Below are 15,842 nucleotides of genomic sequence, written 5' to 3' on the forward strand. Positions count from 1 at the left end.
GAGGACGCCGATGTGATCGTCAGTCATGTCGGGCTGGCGGAACGGGCCCGGGTGAGCGCTCCGGGTGTGGTGCTGGTGCCGTTCCAGATTTTCATCGGTGATCCGGCGGTGACCAGGCTGGTGACGGTACTCAAGAACGGCGGCACCATCGATGGCTGACCGGCCCGGCACGGCCCCGCTCCCTCTCGATCCGCGGGCCGTCCGCCTCACCGCCGTCGCGGACAGCCGCGATGAGGCGATCCGCCAGTGCGGACAGGCCCTCGTCGACGTGGGCGCCGTGGACGAGAGATACATCAACGCCATGATCGAGCGAGAGCGCTCGATCTCCACCTACGTCGGCGAGGGTGTGGCCATCCCGCACGGCACCCTCGCGGCCAAGGACGCCGTCCACCATGACGCGATCTGCGTGCTGCGCTTCCCCGACGGCGTCGACTGGAACGGCGAGCAGGTCACCGTCTGCGTCGGCATCGCGGCGCGGGGCGACGGCCATGTGCGGCTCCTGGCGGAGCTCGCCCAGATCCTGCTCGATCCGGACAGCGCCCGCGCCCTGCGGGACGCGACGGAGATCTCCGCGGTCGTTGACCTGCTGCAACCCTCAAGAGAGGAAGCTCCCTAGTGAAGGTCGCCCGTTTCCACGCTCCCGGCGACATCCGCATCGAGGACGTTGCGGAGCCCGTCGAGGGCGCCGGTGAGGTGAAGATCCGTGTCCGCAACTGCTCGACCTGCGGCACGGACGTCAAGATCTACAAGCACGGCCACCATCACATCAGGCCGCCCAGGGTCATGGGCCACGAGATCGCCGGCGAGATCGCCGGCGTCGGCGAGGGCGTGACCGGGTGGGAACCGGGCGACCGGGTGCAGGTGATCGCCGCGATCCCGTGCGGCCGGTGCGAGGAATGCCGCCGCGGCCACATGACGGTATGCCCGAACCAGGAGTCGATGGGCTACCACTACGAGGGTGGTTTCGCCCAGTACATGATCGTGCCGGCCAAGGTGCTCGCCGTGAACGGTCTCAACCGCATCCCCGACGGGCTCGGCTTCGCCGAGGCTTCGGTGGCCGAGCCGCTGGCCTGCGTGTTGAACGGCCAGGAACTGGCCCGGGTCGGCGAGGGCGACGACGTGGTCGTCATGGGGGCGGGCCCCATCGGCTGCCTGCACGTCCGGCTGGCCCGCTCGCGCGGCGCCGGGAGGGTGTTCCTCGCCGATCTCAACGCCGACCGGCTCGCGATGGCGGCCGGTCTGGTCCGGCCGGACGCCACGATCTGCGCCGGTGACACAGACGCCGTGGACGAGGTGCTGAAGCTGACCGGAGGCAGGGGAGCGGACGTCGTCATCACCGCCGCCGCCTCCGGAATCGCCCAGCAGCAGGCGCTGCAGATGGCGGCACGCCAGGGGCGCATCAGCTTCTTCGGAGGCCTGCCCAAGGACGACCCGATCATCTCGGTCGACTCCAACCTGGTGCACTACCGAGAGCTGACGATCGTCGGCGCCAACGGGTCCAGCCCGGCACACAACGCGCGAGCGCTCCAGCTCATCGCCGAGGGCGCGGTGCCGGTGTCCGACCTGATCACGCATCGCCTCCCCCTCGCGGAGGTCCTGGACGCCATCGACATCGTGAGTCGTGGCGCCGCGATCAAGGTGACCATCGAGCCCTGAAAGGAGTCCGCAGATGCCGGAAAGGACAGTGGCCGTCGCCTCGCGGTCCGGTCTGCACGCGCGCCCCGCCAAGATCTTCGTGGAGGCGGTGGCGCGGCAGGGGGTGGCCGTGCGCATCCGGGTGGGTGACGGCAAGCCGGTCCCCGCCAACAGCATCCTGGCCGTGCTGTCACTCGGCGCCGGGCACGGCACCGAGGTCACCCTTAACGCGGAAGGGCCGGACGCGGACGCGGTGCTGGCGTCCCTCGCCGAACTGCTCGCCCAGGACCTGGACGCCGAGACGGTGCCCGATGCCTGAGCCGGTGCCGGCCGCCGAGACGCTGCGCGGCCTGGGCATCAGCCCCGGCCGCGCCGCGGGCCGGGTGTACCGGATGGCGGGCCCGCCGCTGCTGCCGAACCCCGTCCCGGTCACGGACACGGTCGCGGAGATAGCCCGGGCGGTGCTGGGGCTGGAGGAGGCCGCGGCGGAGCTGGCCCAACGGGCGGCGAAAGCGGCCGATCCGGCGGCCCGCGACATCTTGGAGGCGCAGGCCGCGATCGCGGCTGACCCCATGCTGCGCGAGTCGGTCGATGAGCAGGTCAGAGCGGGGATGGACGCAGCGCACGCGATCGACACCGCGTGCGCCCACCATCGCCAGATGCTGCTGTCCGCGGGCGGCTACTTCGCGGAACGCGCGAGCGATCTCGACGACATCAGGAACCGCGCCGTCGCGGCCGCCCTCGGCCTGCCGATGCCGGGCGTCCCTTCGCCGGGCCACCCGTTCATCCTGACGGCTGACGATCTCGCGCCCGCCGACACCGTGAATCTCGATCCCGGCGTCGTGCTCGCCCTGGTCACGGAGAAGGGCGGGCCGACGAGCCACACCGCCATCCTCGCGCGGGCCCTCGGGCTGCCCGCGGTGGTGGCGTGCCATGGCGCCACCGGCATCGCCGACGGGACGTGGGTGTCCGTCGACGGCGACACCGGCGAGGTCGGCACCGACATCGGCGAGGAGGCGGCCGGTGAGATCCAGCGGCAAGCTCTCGCCGAGCGCGACCGGCTGGGCACGGCGAGCGGCCCGGGCCGGACCGCCGACGGGCATCCGGTCAAGTTGCTGCTGAACATCGGATCCGTGGCGGATCTCCAGGCCGGCGTGGCCGCGGAGGGCGTCGGTCTCTTCCGCACCGAGTTCCTCTTCCTCGACCGTCGCACGGCCCCCACGCATGAGGAGCAGACCAGCGCGTACGCGGCGGTCCTGCGAGCCTTTCCCGGCGCGCAGGTCGTCCTGCGGACCCTGGACGCCGGCACGGACAAGCCGCTGCCCTTCCTCGGCCTCGCCGACGAGATCAACCCAGCGCTGGGGGTCCGGGGGCTCCGCGTGTCGCGCCGCCAGCCGGACGTGCTCGACGCCCAGCTCGACGCCATCGCCGAGGCCGCCGCCGCGAGTGACGCCTCACCGTGGGTGATGGCGCCCATGGTCACCACGCCAGGGGAGGCGGCCGACTTCGCGCGACGGGCCCGGTCCCGGGGACTCGCCAACGTCGGCGCCATGGTGGAGGTTCCGGCCGCGGCTCTGCACGCCCGCCGGCTGCTCGACGAGGTGGACTTCCTGAGCATCGGCACCAACGATCTCAGCCAGTACACCTTCGCCGCGGACCGCCAGCACGGCGACCTCGCCGACCTGCTCGACTCCTGGCAGCCGGCCCTCCTCTACCTGATCGCGCAGTGCGCCGAGGCGGGGCGTGCCGTGGGCAAGCCGGTGGGAGTCTGCGGAGAGGCCGCCGCCGACCCGTTACTGGCCACCGTCCTGGTCGGGCTCGGCGTCACGAGCCTGTCCATGTCGGCCCGGAGCGTGCCCGCCGTACGGGATGCCCTCGCCCGTCACTCCCTAGCCCAGTGCCGGCACAACGCCGAACTCGCCCTGGCGGCCCGTGACCCCGACGAAGCACGAAGGGCAGTGCGGGAGGGCTGGTGAGCGCCAGGCTGGTGGGCAGGGAAGCGGAGTTACGCACGCTGCTGTCCGGGCTGGACAAGGCCGCACAAGGGCCGGCGCGCATGATCCTGATGCGAGGTCCGGCGGGGTCCGGCAAGACCGCTTTGCTGGACGCCTTGGAGCGGCACGCCCGGCGCGTGGGAGCGACGATTCTGCGCGGCGCCTGCTCGCCCGCCGGGGCCCGCCTGCCCTGGCACGCCGCGCAAAGCCTGTTCGGCGGGGCGCCGCCGCACGCCGAGAGCACCGCTGTGCCGCTGTCCCACCGGTTGCTCCGGCGGGTCACCAAGGCGACCGCGTCGGGACCGGTGGCCATCATGCTCGACGACACGCAATGGTGTGACGAAGAGTCGCTGGCCTGGCTGGACTTCCTGATGAACCGCGGGCACCACCTTCCGCTGCTCGTCCTGCTCGCCCAGCACCGCTCCGGCCTGGTGAACTGGCGACAGGCGGTGCCCGGCGTCGCCGCGCGCGGACACCGCACCATCGACCTCGGGGCACTGCTCGGGGAGGACGCGGGAGAGCTGGCCCGGCAGTGGTGGGACGCCGTACCGGAGAAGCCGTTCGTCCGGGTGTGCCACGGCGTTTGCCGTGGCAATCCCGCACTTCTCGTACGGCTGTTCGCACGCCTGAGCGAGCAGGGCGTACCTGCTGATGCCCGGGGCGAGCTCAGGGCCCATGAGCTCGGCGCCGAACTCTTCGCCGGGCACCTGCTGGCGACGCTCGACCGGCAGCCCGAGTACGTGCGCAAGGTCGTGGAGGCCCTCGCCGTGCTGGGGCAGGCCGACGAGGAACTGGCGGGCATGCTGTGCGGGGTCTCGGAGCCGCTGGTAGCCGCCGCGATCGACATCCTGCGCGACGAGGGGATCATCCACGCCGGCCTGGCGGAGCTGACCGACGATCAGGTACGCACCAGGGTGCTGAGCGCCATGCCGGCCGGCACGCTCGACCGGTGGCGGAGCCGGGCCGCCCGGCTGCTCAACGACAGCGGCCGGCCGGTCGAGGAGGTCGGCGCGCAGCTGGCGCTGCTGCCCAGGCTTCCCGAGCCCTGGATGCGGGACGCGCTTCGGGAGGCGGCGCGCAGTGCCGAACGGGACGGGTCGCTGGGGACGGCGGCGCATTACCTGGGCCGGATGGTGGTGGCCGATCCCGCCGACATCGACGCGCAGGCCGACTTCGCGCGGCTGATCGGGCACGACGATCCAAGCGACAGCGTGCCGGAACTCGACGGCGTGGTCGCCGACAATCACGAGCTGCGGAAGCTGGTCTGGTCGGCTCTGTCGATGGTCGGAGGCAGGCGCCGGTCCGGCAAGGTGATCCCCGAGCACGTGCTGGCGATGGGGGTGCCGGAGGCGCCCGCCGCGGGCGAGCGCGAGTCGCTCGCCATGCGATCGATGATCTGGGCGATGTCCGGCTCCTCGGCCGAGGTCTGCGTCGCGCTGGCCCGCCGGGCCCTGAGTGGTGGGGATGGTATCTGGGCATTGGGCCCTGCCGCCTGCGTACTCTCGCTCGCGGACAAGGTTGAGGAAGCGGTTCAGGCCATGGACCCGATAATCGCGCGTGCCACCGAGCATGGCGACGATTGGGTCTGGATGATGGCCTTGTCCACGCGGTCGCGGATCCTGGGCGACGCGGGCGAGCTCGACGCGGCCCTGGCGGACGCGACACGTGCCGTCGAGCTGGCGGATGAGCGGTCGTGGTCGAAAGGCGTCTCGGCGTCACGGGCGGCCCTGGCGGCGGTGCTCGTCCAGCGCGGCGACATCGACCAGGCCGCTTCCGTGCTGAGGCGGCTGCCCGCGCTGGACGTGACGGAGTCCTTCCTCGACTACCCATGGGTGCTGATGACGAGGTCGCACCTGGCGGCGTCGCGAGGTGACCTCGAAGGCGCGCTGTCGGCACTGACGGCTTGCGGCGCGCTGCTGGCCGATGCCGGCGTCAGGAATCCGAAATTCATGCCGTGGTGGCTGGACGCGGCCTGCGTGCTCGCCGACCTGGGCCGCCGGAACGAGGCGGAGGAGTTCGTCGAGCATGGTGAGCGACTCGCCGCGGACTGGGGCGACGCCTCCGGCCGGGGATTCGCGCTGCTGGCGAGGGGGGCGATCACTGAAGGGAGCGAGGGGGTGGACCTGCTCGCCGAGTCGGCGGAGACGCTGGCGGGCACCTCGGCGCGCTGGTATCGGGTCCGGGCCGAAAGCCTGCTCGGCGAGGCGCTGCTGCGAAGGCACGATCGCGAAGGCGCCCGCAGGCATTTCCGCCAGGCCGTGTACCTGTCGGTGCGGTGCGGGTTCAGCGCGCTGGCCGCGCGGGCGCGCGATCGGCTGGTCGCCGCGGGCGGCTGGATGAACCAGGGGGTCGGCGGCGTCAAGGATGTGCTGACCACGGGAGAGCGGCGCGTCGCGGAACTCGCGGCGGCCGGCGCCACCAACCGGGAGATCGCCCACGCCCTGCGCCTCGCGGTGCGCACCGTCGAGATCCACCTGACCAGCGTCTTCAGGAAGCTGGACGTGAGCGGCCGCACGGACCTGGGGCGGGCGCTGGACTTGCTCAGGAAGGTGGGCCGGAACACGCCAACAGCCGGGTGACGGATTCTGTGAAGACTGCGCAAATGCCTAGGAATTGACGGAGACAATCAGCAGACCTTGGCAGTAGTGACGACCGCGCGACGGAATCGCGGGGGTGACGGTGGGAGGTGATCTCAACAGCATGCTCACCTCCCACTGTCGCGCGAGTTCGATATCGGTTTCGAGCTGATATCGGACGATCTTTCGAGAGCAGGTGAAATCCCCCCGATGTCCGCCCACAGGAGGCGACGACGGCGAAGCGCCGACGGACCGAAGTTTCACCCACTCGCCTTCGGCGGCTGGGGTGACTACAAGACCTGGGCCGAGCACCAGTTCCTGCCCAAGCCCATCGAAGACGTGCCAGACGACGACGTGCTGCACGGCGAGGTGCTGGACGGCGAGGTGCCGGACCACGAGGTGCTGGACGCCGTGGTGCTGGACGCCGTGGTGCCGGACGACGCGCGGGGCGGAGACGCCACCGCGGACCTCGTGCAGCACCAGCGGCCGATCGAACTGCGGCCGTACGTTCTCGCCCTCGCCGGGGGCCCCACCCACCGTGATGACCTGCTGCGCATCGACTCGCTGATCTCGCTGACGCCCGAGGGCGCCATCACCGCCCACAGCTCCACGCTGTCTGAGGAATATCGCCAGATCTTCGACATGTGCCAGCGGCCCACGCCCGTAGTCGAGATCGCGGCTCGCCTCAGGGTGCCGATCGGGGCGGCCTTCGTCCTGATCGGCGATGCGATCGGCTGGAACCTGCTGAAGGCGCCGCCGCCCCCAGAGGTCGACGGCCAGCCCTCGCTCGAGTTGATCATACGGGTGTACGAAGGGCTGCGCAGGCTGGTCTGACGGGAGGCGTGGGCACCGGCCAAAACTAGGGTTTTCCTCGGCACCGCTCCTGGTTCACTTGCGACTCGGAAAACGGGCGATTCGCAGAGGTGAGCGATGACACTTCCCACACTGGCCGTGGTGGACCGAGACGAGCCGAGCCTTGATCACCGCGTGCCGGCGGTCCGGATGTCACGGCTGGTGGATCCCGGCTCACTTGAGATCATCCACCGGCGTGACGGCGTCGGGGTGGTGGTCGCTTATGGGCGGATCAACGGTGCGAAAGTGGTGGTCTACTGCACCGACGCCACCCTGAAGGGCGGCGCGATCGGAATCGACGAGTGCCCGCTGATCGTCAAGGCCATCGATCTCGCGGTGCACGAACGCTGCCCGGTGATCGGCGTGTGGCACTCCGGTGGCGCGAAGCTCGGTGAAGGCGTCTCGGCGATGCACGGGATCGGGGAGATGTTCGCCGCGATGGTCCGTGCCTCGGGCGAGATCCCGCAACTGTCGGTGGTACTCGGCCCCGCGGCGGGCGGCGCGGCGTACGGCCCGGCGCTGACCGACATCGTGATCATGTCTGATGCCGCCCGCATCTTCGTCACCGGCCCGGACGTCGTACGGTCGGTGACCGGCGAGCAGATCGACATGGAAAGCCTGGGCGGGCCGGTCGCGCACGGCCAGAAGTCCGGAGTGGCCCACATCGCCGCGGGTTCCGAGGAGGCCGCCTTCACCCGCGCCCGCCAGCTCGTCACGCTGCTGGCGAAGCCGGGATTCGTGGACGTGGATTCGGTGCGGGAGGAGAAGCCACTGCGCCACCTGCTCCCCGACTCGCCCAGGCGCGCGTATGACGTGCGCCCGCTGGTCAAGGCGATTCTGGACGAGGAGAACCCGAAAGAGGAGAACGGAGCCTCTGGATTCATCGAGTTACAGCCCAAGTGGGCGCCGAACATGGTGATCGGGCTTGGCCGGCTCGCCGGGCGGACGGTAGGGGTGATCGCCAACAATCCGCTGCGCAAGGGCGGTTGCCTCGACTCGCTGTCTGCGGAAAAGGCGTCCAGATTCGTCCGGATGTGCGACTCGTTCGGCGTGCCCCTGCTCGTGCTGGTCGACGTTCCCGGTTACCTGCCCGGCGTCGGCCAGGAATGGGAGGGCGTGGTCCGCCGGGGCGCGAAGCTGTTGCACGCGTTCGCCGAGGCCAGCGTTCCGCGGGTCACGCTGGTCACGCGCAAGTCCTACGGTGGCGCCTACATCGCGATGAACTCCCGCTCGCTCGGCGCCACCGCCGTGCTCGCGTGGCCGGAGGCCGAGGTGGCGATCATGGGGGCGAAGGCGGCGGTGGAGATCCTGCACCGCAAGCAGCTCGCCGCCGTGGCGCAGCACGAGCGCGAGGAGCTGCTGTCCCGCCTGGCCGTTGAGCACGAAAGGAACGCGGGGGGCGTGGCCAGGGCGGTGAGCATGGGCGTTGTCGACGACGTGATCGATCCGGCGTGGACCCGGTCGCGGCTCGGCGAGGTGCTGGCCGCCGCTCCGGCGCGCCGGGGCCGTCACACCAATATCCCGCTGTGAGCAGGCAGGATCACAGGTAAACAAAGGAGACCACATACAAACCAACGCCCAAATGCTTGCAAACAAAACAGTAGATGATTAAAGTTTGCTCATTAGGCGATTGGGGTGCTTGAGCTTCAGGCGCATGCATCGTCGATTTGAGGTGCGGAAATGCCCAGCGGAAGTGGACATGCAGTCGGAATCGGGGTCACAAGTGGGCCGGCGGAGCCGACGGGCACAATGCTTCTGCCAGCCCGCGGGGTTGACGCGGTCGTAACCGAGCTCTCCGAAGCACCGGAGTTCCTGGCCGAGCGGGAAGATCAGATACATCGGCTGGGCAGGCAGGTGACCGAGCTCCAGCTCGGACGGTCTGGCCTGGTGACCGTGCTCGGAGAGCCGGGCACGGGAAGGAGCGCCCTGCTCAGGGCGGCTGTCGCACGCGCCAGGGAGGCCGGATTGCCGGCCGTCCTCGCCCGCTGCTCGCCCGCTGAGGCCGATCTCCGCTTCGGCGTGGTCTCGCAGATCACCGCTGGGCTGACCGGCGCCGGATATCTGGCCTCGTCGCGGCGATTATGGGCGGAAGAGCAGGCGGTCACGACCTTGATCCCGGCGCTCTGCGGGGCGTTCGCGGCGCTCGCCCGGAAGCACCCGCTGCTGATCGCCCTGGACGATGCCCGGTGGGCCGACGGGGAATCGAAGGCGTGGCTGGCGGCCATGGCACACCGGCTGCGCGATGTTCCGATACTCCTGGTTCAGGCCAGCACACTCGCCCAAGGCGTTGCCGCCGGATTGGCCACCGAGCCGGGACCGGTGGCCCACAGCGTTGTGCACGTGCCGCCGCTGTCCGAGCGCGGGGTCCGGCAGGTGATCGCCTCCCGGTACGCCGGGCCTGTCGACGGAGCATTCGTGACCGCCGCCACCGAGGCCACGGCGGGCAGTCCGGCGGTCCTGCTCGCCGTACTCGACCATTTCGCGCTGGCCTCCCTGCCGCCGCTCGCACGGTATGTCCCGGTCCTGCTGGAGCGGGCCGCCGAGGTGACCGGCGATCGGGTGGCGGGCTCCCTCTCCCGCCTGCCCGCGGACGCCCTCGCGCTGCTCCGCGTGATAGCGGTCTGCGAGGGCGGCCTCGGTTTCGAGCTGCTCACGTCCCTGGCGGCGCCGAGGGCGATGTCTCCTGAGCAGGCGATGTCCTTCCTCCTGCGACTGGATCTGGTGACCGGCGGAGAGCATCCGCGGCCGGTCAGCCCCCTCATCGCCGACACGGCGCTGGCCGGGATGGACGCCGGAGAGCGGCAGGCGCTGGCGACGCGCTCGGTCGAGCTCGGGTACCGGGCGGTGATTCCGGAGGACCGGCTGGCCCGGTTGCTGCTCAATGCTCCGCCGGTCGGTGCCGGCTGGGTGGTGAACCTGCTGCGCCGGGTGGCCAGGCGGCGTCGTCTCGATGATGATCACGAGGGTGCCGCCGCCCTGCTCGGCCGCGCGCTGCGGGAGCCGGTGGAGGGCGAGCAACGGCAGCGGCTGCTCATCGAGCTCGCGATGACGGAGGCGGGCCGCAGCCCCGCGACGAGCGACCGGCGATTACAGCAGGTGCTGCTGAACAGCGGGCCCGAGGTGCCGGTCTCGGTGCTCGTGCAGGCGGCCGATCTGCTCAACTCGAGGGGCGACGCGTCCGCCACGTACCGCGCTGTCGCGACGGCTTACGCGCGGCGGGAGGGCGGCGGGGCGGACGTCGGATCGCTGGCGGCCATCGGCTGGCTGGCGGAGAACGAGTGCACGACCGACCCGGTGCTGCCCGGGCGGTCGTTCCCGGACCCGTCCGACCGGTCGGGAGATCCGGTGCCGGCGGGCGTCGCGGCCTGGCTGCTGGCCGCCCGCGGCCGGCACCTGTCCCGGGCGCGGGAACTGGCCAGGGCGGCCTTCCGGCTCAAGGGCGAGAACCAGCCGTTCGGGCCGAGGATTCACGCGGCCAGGGCGCTGTGCCTGGCCGATGAGGTGGCCGAGGCGGTGATCGGTCTGGACGAGGTCCTGGCCGACGCCCGGCGTTGTGGCGCGCGGGCGTCGGCCGCGCTGGCGCTGATCCAGCGCAGCCGATGCGAGCTGCGGCGGGGTAACCTCGGGCAGGCGGTGGCGGACTTCGAGGCGGCACGGGCGGAGCTGCCGCTCACCTCGTGGCACCCGCGCGTGGTTCCGTACTTCATCGCGATGGAGGCACGCCTGCACCTGGCCGGCCAGTCGGTGGAGGAGGCCAAGCAAGCGCTGGCTCAGGAGCTGCCGGCCGGGGCGGACCAGGGCTCGGCCTGGGCGATGCTGCTGTACGCGCGGGCCAGTGTGCACATGGAACTGGCCGATCCGGAGGCCGCGCTGCGCGACATCAACGAGTGCGGGCGTGTCCTGCTGTCCAGGGGGTGGACGAATCCCGCGGTGCTGTCCTGGCGATCGGTGGCCGCCGCGGCGCACAGCGCCTGCGGGAACGGCGCGACCGCCAGACAGCTGGCGGTGGAGGCCGTCGAGCGGGCGCGGGCGTGGGGCGCCCCCGGCACGCTGGGGTTGGCGCATCTGTGCGCCTCGCGCGTGCTGAGCGGCGCCGAGGCCATGAGCGAACTCGAACACGCCGTACGGGTGCTGCGGGACTCGGTGTTGCACGACTCCTACGCCAGGGCACGGAGCCTGCTGGAGACCACGAGGAAGATCCCCATACCTCCCGGTGGACTCACCCATACGAGCCGGCACCAGGCCGCGGAAAGGTCGTCGACGCCGAAACCCCTGCTGACCGCTCAGGAGGAACGAATCGCCGTCCTTGCCGCCGCGGGCCGCTCCAACGCCTCCATCGCGAGCATCCTGTCGGTGAGCGTGCGAACCGTGGAGCTGCGGCTGACCGGGATCTACCGCAAGCTCGCCGTCACCAGCCGGAACGAGCTCGGCTCGCGCCTGGCCCCGATCCCGGCGGCGCGGAACGTGGGTGACTGACTCCATGCTGCTGGAACGCGGAAAGGAGCTGGCGCGCGCGGAACAGGCGCTCCGCCAGGCCGTGGCGGGTGACGGATCCATGATGGTCGTCATCGGTTCGCCCGGTGTCGGCAAGTCGGCCCTGCTGCGCTCCGTCGCCGACGCGGCCGCCCCGCACGCGCGGGTCCTTCGCGCCAGCGGCACGCTGGTCGAACAGGACTTCACCTTCGGCATCGCCCAGCAGCTGTTCGAACCGCTCGTGGCCGGAGCGCCGGAGGCCCTCTGGGCGGCCTGCTTCGGGGGCGGGGCGAGCATGGTGCGGGAGATGTTCTTCGGCGGGTCATGGTCCATCGGCTCCCACCAGTCGCTCGGGCACGAGGCGATCCTGCAGGGTCTGAACTCGCTCCTCGTCAATCTGAGCAAGGATCAAGCCCTGCTGATCATGGTCGACGACCTCCAGTGGGCGGACCCGCTGTCCCTGCGCTGGCTGGCGTACCTCGCCAAGCGTCTGGGCGGCGCCCGCGTTCTGGTCGCCGGAGCGTGGTCGGAGGAATGCGCGGTCTCCGACCAGATGCTGCTCAGAGAGATCGCCGCCTCGGCGGCTCGCACGCTGTACCCGATGCCGCTGTCCACCGGGGGAGTGCGCCAGTTGATCGGCGAGGAGTTCGGGGAGCCGTGCGACCCCGACTTCGCCCGGGCCTGCCACCAGGCGTCCGGAGGGAACCCCGCTGCACTGGTCGCGATGCTTCGCGGCCTGCGCACGGCCGGCTTCCACCCGGTCGCGTCACAGGCCGGTGAGCTGCACGACGCGAGCCAGCCGCTCCTGCGCGACCGGCGCATGTTCTGCCTCAGCATCCAACCCGCGATCGTCCGGGAGCTCGCGCAGGCGATGGTCGTGTTCGGAGACCTGGCCGAGCCAGAGCTCATCAGCGAGCTCGCCGGCCTGGACAGCATCGACTACAAGTCCGCGACGCAGACCCTGGATCGCCTCGGGCTGCTCGCCCCCGGCGACTCCCCGCGGTTCGTCCACCAGAGCGTGCGGCACGGCATCGAATCGGCGATGAGCGTCAACACGCGAACCTTGCTGCACCGCCGGGCGGCGGCGCTGCTGCACAACGCCGGGCACCCGGCCGAGCATGTCGCCGACCAGCTCCTGCTGGTCACCTCCGGGTACGAGCCGTGGGAGATCGACACTCTGCGGGCGGCCGCCGGCACCGCGCTCGAACGCGGCCACGCGCGGGAGGCGGTTCGTTATCTCCGGCACGCGCTGCTGCACAGCCAGCCCGACAGCGAGGTCCGGGGCCGGCGCCTGGTCGACCTGGCCGCCGCCGAGCGGGGGTTCGACCTCGCGTCCTCGGTCACGCACATCGCGCAGGCCGTGCCGATGCTCACCTCGGCGACGGAACGCGCGGCGGCGGCACTGTGGATCCCGCCTGCGCTCGCCGCGGTCAACCCGTCGTTGGACGCGCTCGTTCAGGACACGGAGCGCCGGCTGCACGACCTCGGATCGGCGTACGCTCGGGGCGATCTCGCCCTGCGACTGGAAGCCCGTACCCGCTACCTCCGTCTCCAGGACCCCGCGCATCTAGGTGGAGCGGCCGACCGGTTGTGGGGGTTCGGCGCGGATGCGCCGGTCTCGACCGGTGCGGGGCGTGAACTGCTGGCCGTGCTCGCGTACGCGGCGGCCGTGGCCGGCGGGGTCACGGCCGGTGAGATCTCCGTCCTGGGCGCCCGGATCCTGGAGCGCGAGGCGCCGCGCGCCGGGCACGCCTACACCGCCCTCCCCCTGCTGGTCCCGGCCCTTGTCCTCGCCGACGCGGCGGCACCGGTGGCCCAGTGGCTGGACGCGGCGCGGGACCAGGCTCAGTGCCAGGCACCCGAGGGCGTCACCGCGCTGGTCAACGCGGAGCGGAGCGCGGTCCTTCGCGCGTCGGGACAGCTGGCCCAGGCGAAGAACGCCGCGCTGAGCGTGCTCGACAACGCCGACCCGGCCTGGCCGGAGGCGACGACGCTGTCCATCTGGACGCTCGCCATGGTCGCGCTCGAAACACGGGACGTCGAACTGGGCGAGCGAGTGATCCAGACAAGTCCGGAGACCGGCGACCTCCGCGTGCTCGTCGCGCATCGCATGGTGCGGGGGATGCTGGACACGGTACGCGGTGATCTGCCTGCCGCGCTGGACAGGTTCCTCGACAGCGGCAAGCAGTTGTCGCGCTGCGGATGGACGAACACGGCGCTGTATCCCTGGCGGGTGTGGGCCGCGGCGGTGAGTCACCGGCTCGGGCGCACGCAGCTCGCGGCCGAGCTGGCCGAGGAGGAGCACGTCTTCGCCCGGGCCTGGGGCGCACCCGCGGCCTGCGGCCGCGCGCTGCGGCTGCGTGGCATGATCACCCCGGGTCCGGAGGGCGTCGATCTCCTTCGCCGGGCCGTCGACACGCTTCGCTGTTCTGAGGATCGGATCGAGCTGTCCCGGGCGCTCACGCTCCTCGGCAGAAGGCTTGCCGAAACAGGTTCCGACGGCGCGGCGGAGGTCAGCTCCGAGGGCAGGCGGATCGCCCAGGAACGGGGCGTTTCCTGGGCCGAGGGCGACGAGGATTCGGAATTGAACGGGCCGGCGCTGCGGCTGGTCGCGCCGGAACGCGGTGATCTGACCAAGGCTGAGGAAACGGTCGTCGCCTTCGTACTGCAGGGTTGGACGAACCAGCAGATCGCCGATTCTCTCGGTGTGACCCGCCGGGCCGTCGAAAAGAGTCTGACGAGCACCTATCGCAAGCTCGGGGTGAGTGGCCGGGCGGCGCTCATCGAAGAGTTGAGCGCACCGAACACTGGCGAATAGGCCACACAAAGGCCGCGCCTTTATCTTTTCCGGCGGTGCGGGGCCGCCGCGGAACCGCCCCGGCGGCGACGGGCGTCGCCGTTCGCCGGTCCCACGCGATCTGCGATACTTTAATTTTAAATGGCCTGCCGGCCTGCTCCGGCGCCGCTTTTCCGCGGCGCGGACGCGAACCGTCATGAGCAGCGAGAGTTCGGTACCGAACGCGACCGCACGGCCGCACCGCAAGCTCCGAACCAACCGTCTTACATACCACAGTCTTTTACCGTTTGTGCCGCATCTGTGTTGACTTGGTTTCGGGCGGGTTAATATCATGCAAATAGATCATTCGATCGTTGCTCCGAAGCTAACAGAGCATCGTCTGTCACCAGAGGAGAGTGGTCATCAGATGAGCATCGATGTCGGAGCCGCCCTCATTGATGAGGAACCGGTATTTCTCCCGGTTGGTCAAGAAGTCAATGACAGTCTAGGTCAGTACCGTTCATTCCTCGACCAGCCCGGAATATGCGTGGCGAGTCTCGACCACGCGACCAGGGTAATCGAGGCGAATCTCGAATTCACCCGGCAGTTCGGCCGTTCCCTGGCGGACATCCGTGGCCGGGCGTTCTGCGAGCTGCTGCATCCGAGCGTCCGTGACAAGATGGGACAGCAGTTCACCCGGCTGACGGACCACCAGCGCGCCCGGTTCGAAGAGCGCGTCCTCGCCGTACGGCCGGACCACACGGTGCTCGGGGGTGAGCTGACCGGCCTCGCGCTGCACGGAGAGGCCGGCTATGTCGAGAGCGTCATGGTGCTGGTGCGGCCCGACCGGGAGCAGCGAGACGACCTGCTGATCGGCCGGAAGAAGTTGCTGAGCACCATGGAAGCACGCGTCATCGAAGGGGTCGCGGCGGGAGTGTCGACCGTGCAGCTCGCGTCGATGCTCTATCTCAGCCGCGGCGGTGTGGAATACCACGTGACGACGCTGCTGCGAAAGATGAAGGCCAGCAATCGCCCGGCCCTGGTGTCCAAGGCATACTCCATGGGCATTTTCCGGCTCGGCTCCTGGCCGCCTCGGGTGCTGCCCGAGTTCGTAAAATAGGTCCAGGTGGCCGACGTGACAGGCCATTGATCCGATGGCTTGATCCGATCACATCCTCGCCATAGGCCTGCCATTGTTAGGGAGGTGTCATCGTGACCAGTACAAGAATCGTGCTCGACGGTGGACCGGAGTTCAAATACGGCCAGGTTCGGCCGGCGGACGACGGTTACGAGAAGGTGAAGATTCTCCTCGGCTCGGGGTATGAGCACTTCGTGCACAACGGTGAGTTCCTGGAGCTCGACGGAGAGAATCTCCCGGTGTTCCAATGGTCCGAACGTACCAAAATAGCCGAGTAAGCGTATCCGGTCGGTTCCCGAAACGAGCGGGACCCTATGTGTCGTGTCGTCGGCGGTCCGGCTCACGGCCGAACTTCGAGCGGAACCCGGGGTGGTTCTCCTGGCAGGGCTCCTCAGTTC

General features: G+C 70.3%; 11 protein-coding genes. All 11 read left to right on the forward strand.

Features of this window, described 5'->3' with window-relative positions; genetic code table 11:
• Positions 1–151: 151 nt before the first annotated feature.
• The gene (locus ABGB08_RS44250; RefSeq protein WP_347603517.1) at positions 152–616 is read left to right on the forward strand and encodes a PTS sugar transporter subunit IIA; all 465 of its coding nucleotides are present in this window, start codon (positions 152–154) and stop codon (positions 614–616) included.
• Positions 616–1,656, forward strand: coding sequence for a zinc-dependent dehydrogenase (locus tag ABGB08_RS44255; RefSeq protein ID WP_347603519.1), 1,041 nt, complete (start codon positions 616–618; stop codon positions 1,654–1,656). Before ABGB08_RS44250 ends, ABGB08_RS44255 begins: the two co-directional genes overlap by 1 nt.
• Positions 1,657–1,669: 13 nt before the next feature.
• Entirely contained in the window at positions 1,670–1,954 is a 285-nt protein-coding gene (locus tag ABGB08_RS44260; RefSeq protein ID WP_347603521.1) for an HPr family phosphocarrier protein, read from the forward strand.
• Entirely contained in the window at positions 1,947–3,611 is a 1,665-nt protein-coding gene (gene ptsP / locus ABGB08_RS44265; RefSeq protein WP_347603523.1) for a phosphoenolpyruvate--protein phosphotransferase, read from the forward strand. The genes ABGB08_RS44260 and ptsP overlap by 8 nt, the downstream gene beginning before the upstream one ends.
• On the forward strand, positions 3,608–6,208 hold the full coding sequence (locus ABGB08_RS44270) for an AAA family ATPase (RefSeq protein ID WP_347603525.1): 2,601 nt from the start codon (positions 3,608–3,610) through the stop codon (positions 6,206–6,208). Before ptsP ends, ABGB08_RS44270 begins: the two co-directional genes overlap by 4 nt.
• Before the next feature lie 207 nt (positions 6,209–6,415).
• Positions 6,416–7,039 (forward strand): DUF742 domain-containing protein, encoded by a 624-nt coding sequence (locus ABGB08_RS44275; RefSeq protein ID WP_347603527.1) that lies wholly within the window; start codon positions 6,416–6,418, stop codon positions 7,037–7,039.
• A 96-nt stretch (positions 7,040–7,135) separates the two neighbouring features.
• Positions 7,136–8,587 (forward strand): carboxyl transferase domain-containing protein, encoded by a 1,452-nt coding sequence (locus tag ABGB08_RS44280; protein ID WP_347603529.1) that lies wholly within the window; start codon positions 7,136–7,138, stop codon positions 8,585–8,587.
• Positions 8,588–8,806: 219 nt separating this feature from the next.
• A complete protein-coding gene (locus ABGB08_RS44285) occupies positions 8,807–11,533 on the forward strand; it encodes a LuxR family transcriptional regulator (RefSeq protein ID WP_347603531.1) in 2,727 nt (908 codons plus the stop codon).
• The gene (locus tag ABGB08_RS44290; RefSeq protein WP_347603533.1) at positions 11,526–14,348 is read left to right on the forward strand and encodes an AAA family ATPase; all 2,823 of its coding nucleotides are present in this window, start codon (positions 11,526–11,528) and stop codon (positions 14,346–14,348) included. Before ABGB08_RS44285 ends, ABGB08_RS44290 begins: the two co-directional genes overlap by 8 nt.
• 385 nt (positions 14,349–14,733) lie before the next feature.
• Entirely contained in the window at positions 14,734–15,426 is a 693-nt protein-coding gene (locus tag ABGB08_RS44295) for a LuxR C-terminal-related transcriptional regulator (protein WP_347603535.1), read from the forward strand.
• Between the two features lie 92 nt (positions 15,427–15,518).
• Complete coding sequence (locus ABGB08_RS44300; RefSeq protein WP_347603537.1) at positions 15,519–15,722, forward strand: DUF5988 family protein; 204 nt, start codon at positions 15,519–15,521, stop codon at positions 15,720–15,722.
• The last annotated feature ends 120 nt before the right edge of the window (positions 15,723–15,842 follow it).

Source organism: Acrocarpospora sp. B8E8 (assembly GCF_039871605.1).
Taxonomy (GTDB): domain Bacteria; phylum Actinomycetota; class Actinomycetes; order Streptosporangiales; family Streptosporangiaceae; genus Acrocarpospora; species Acrocarpospora macrocephala.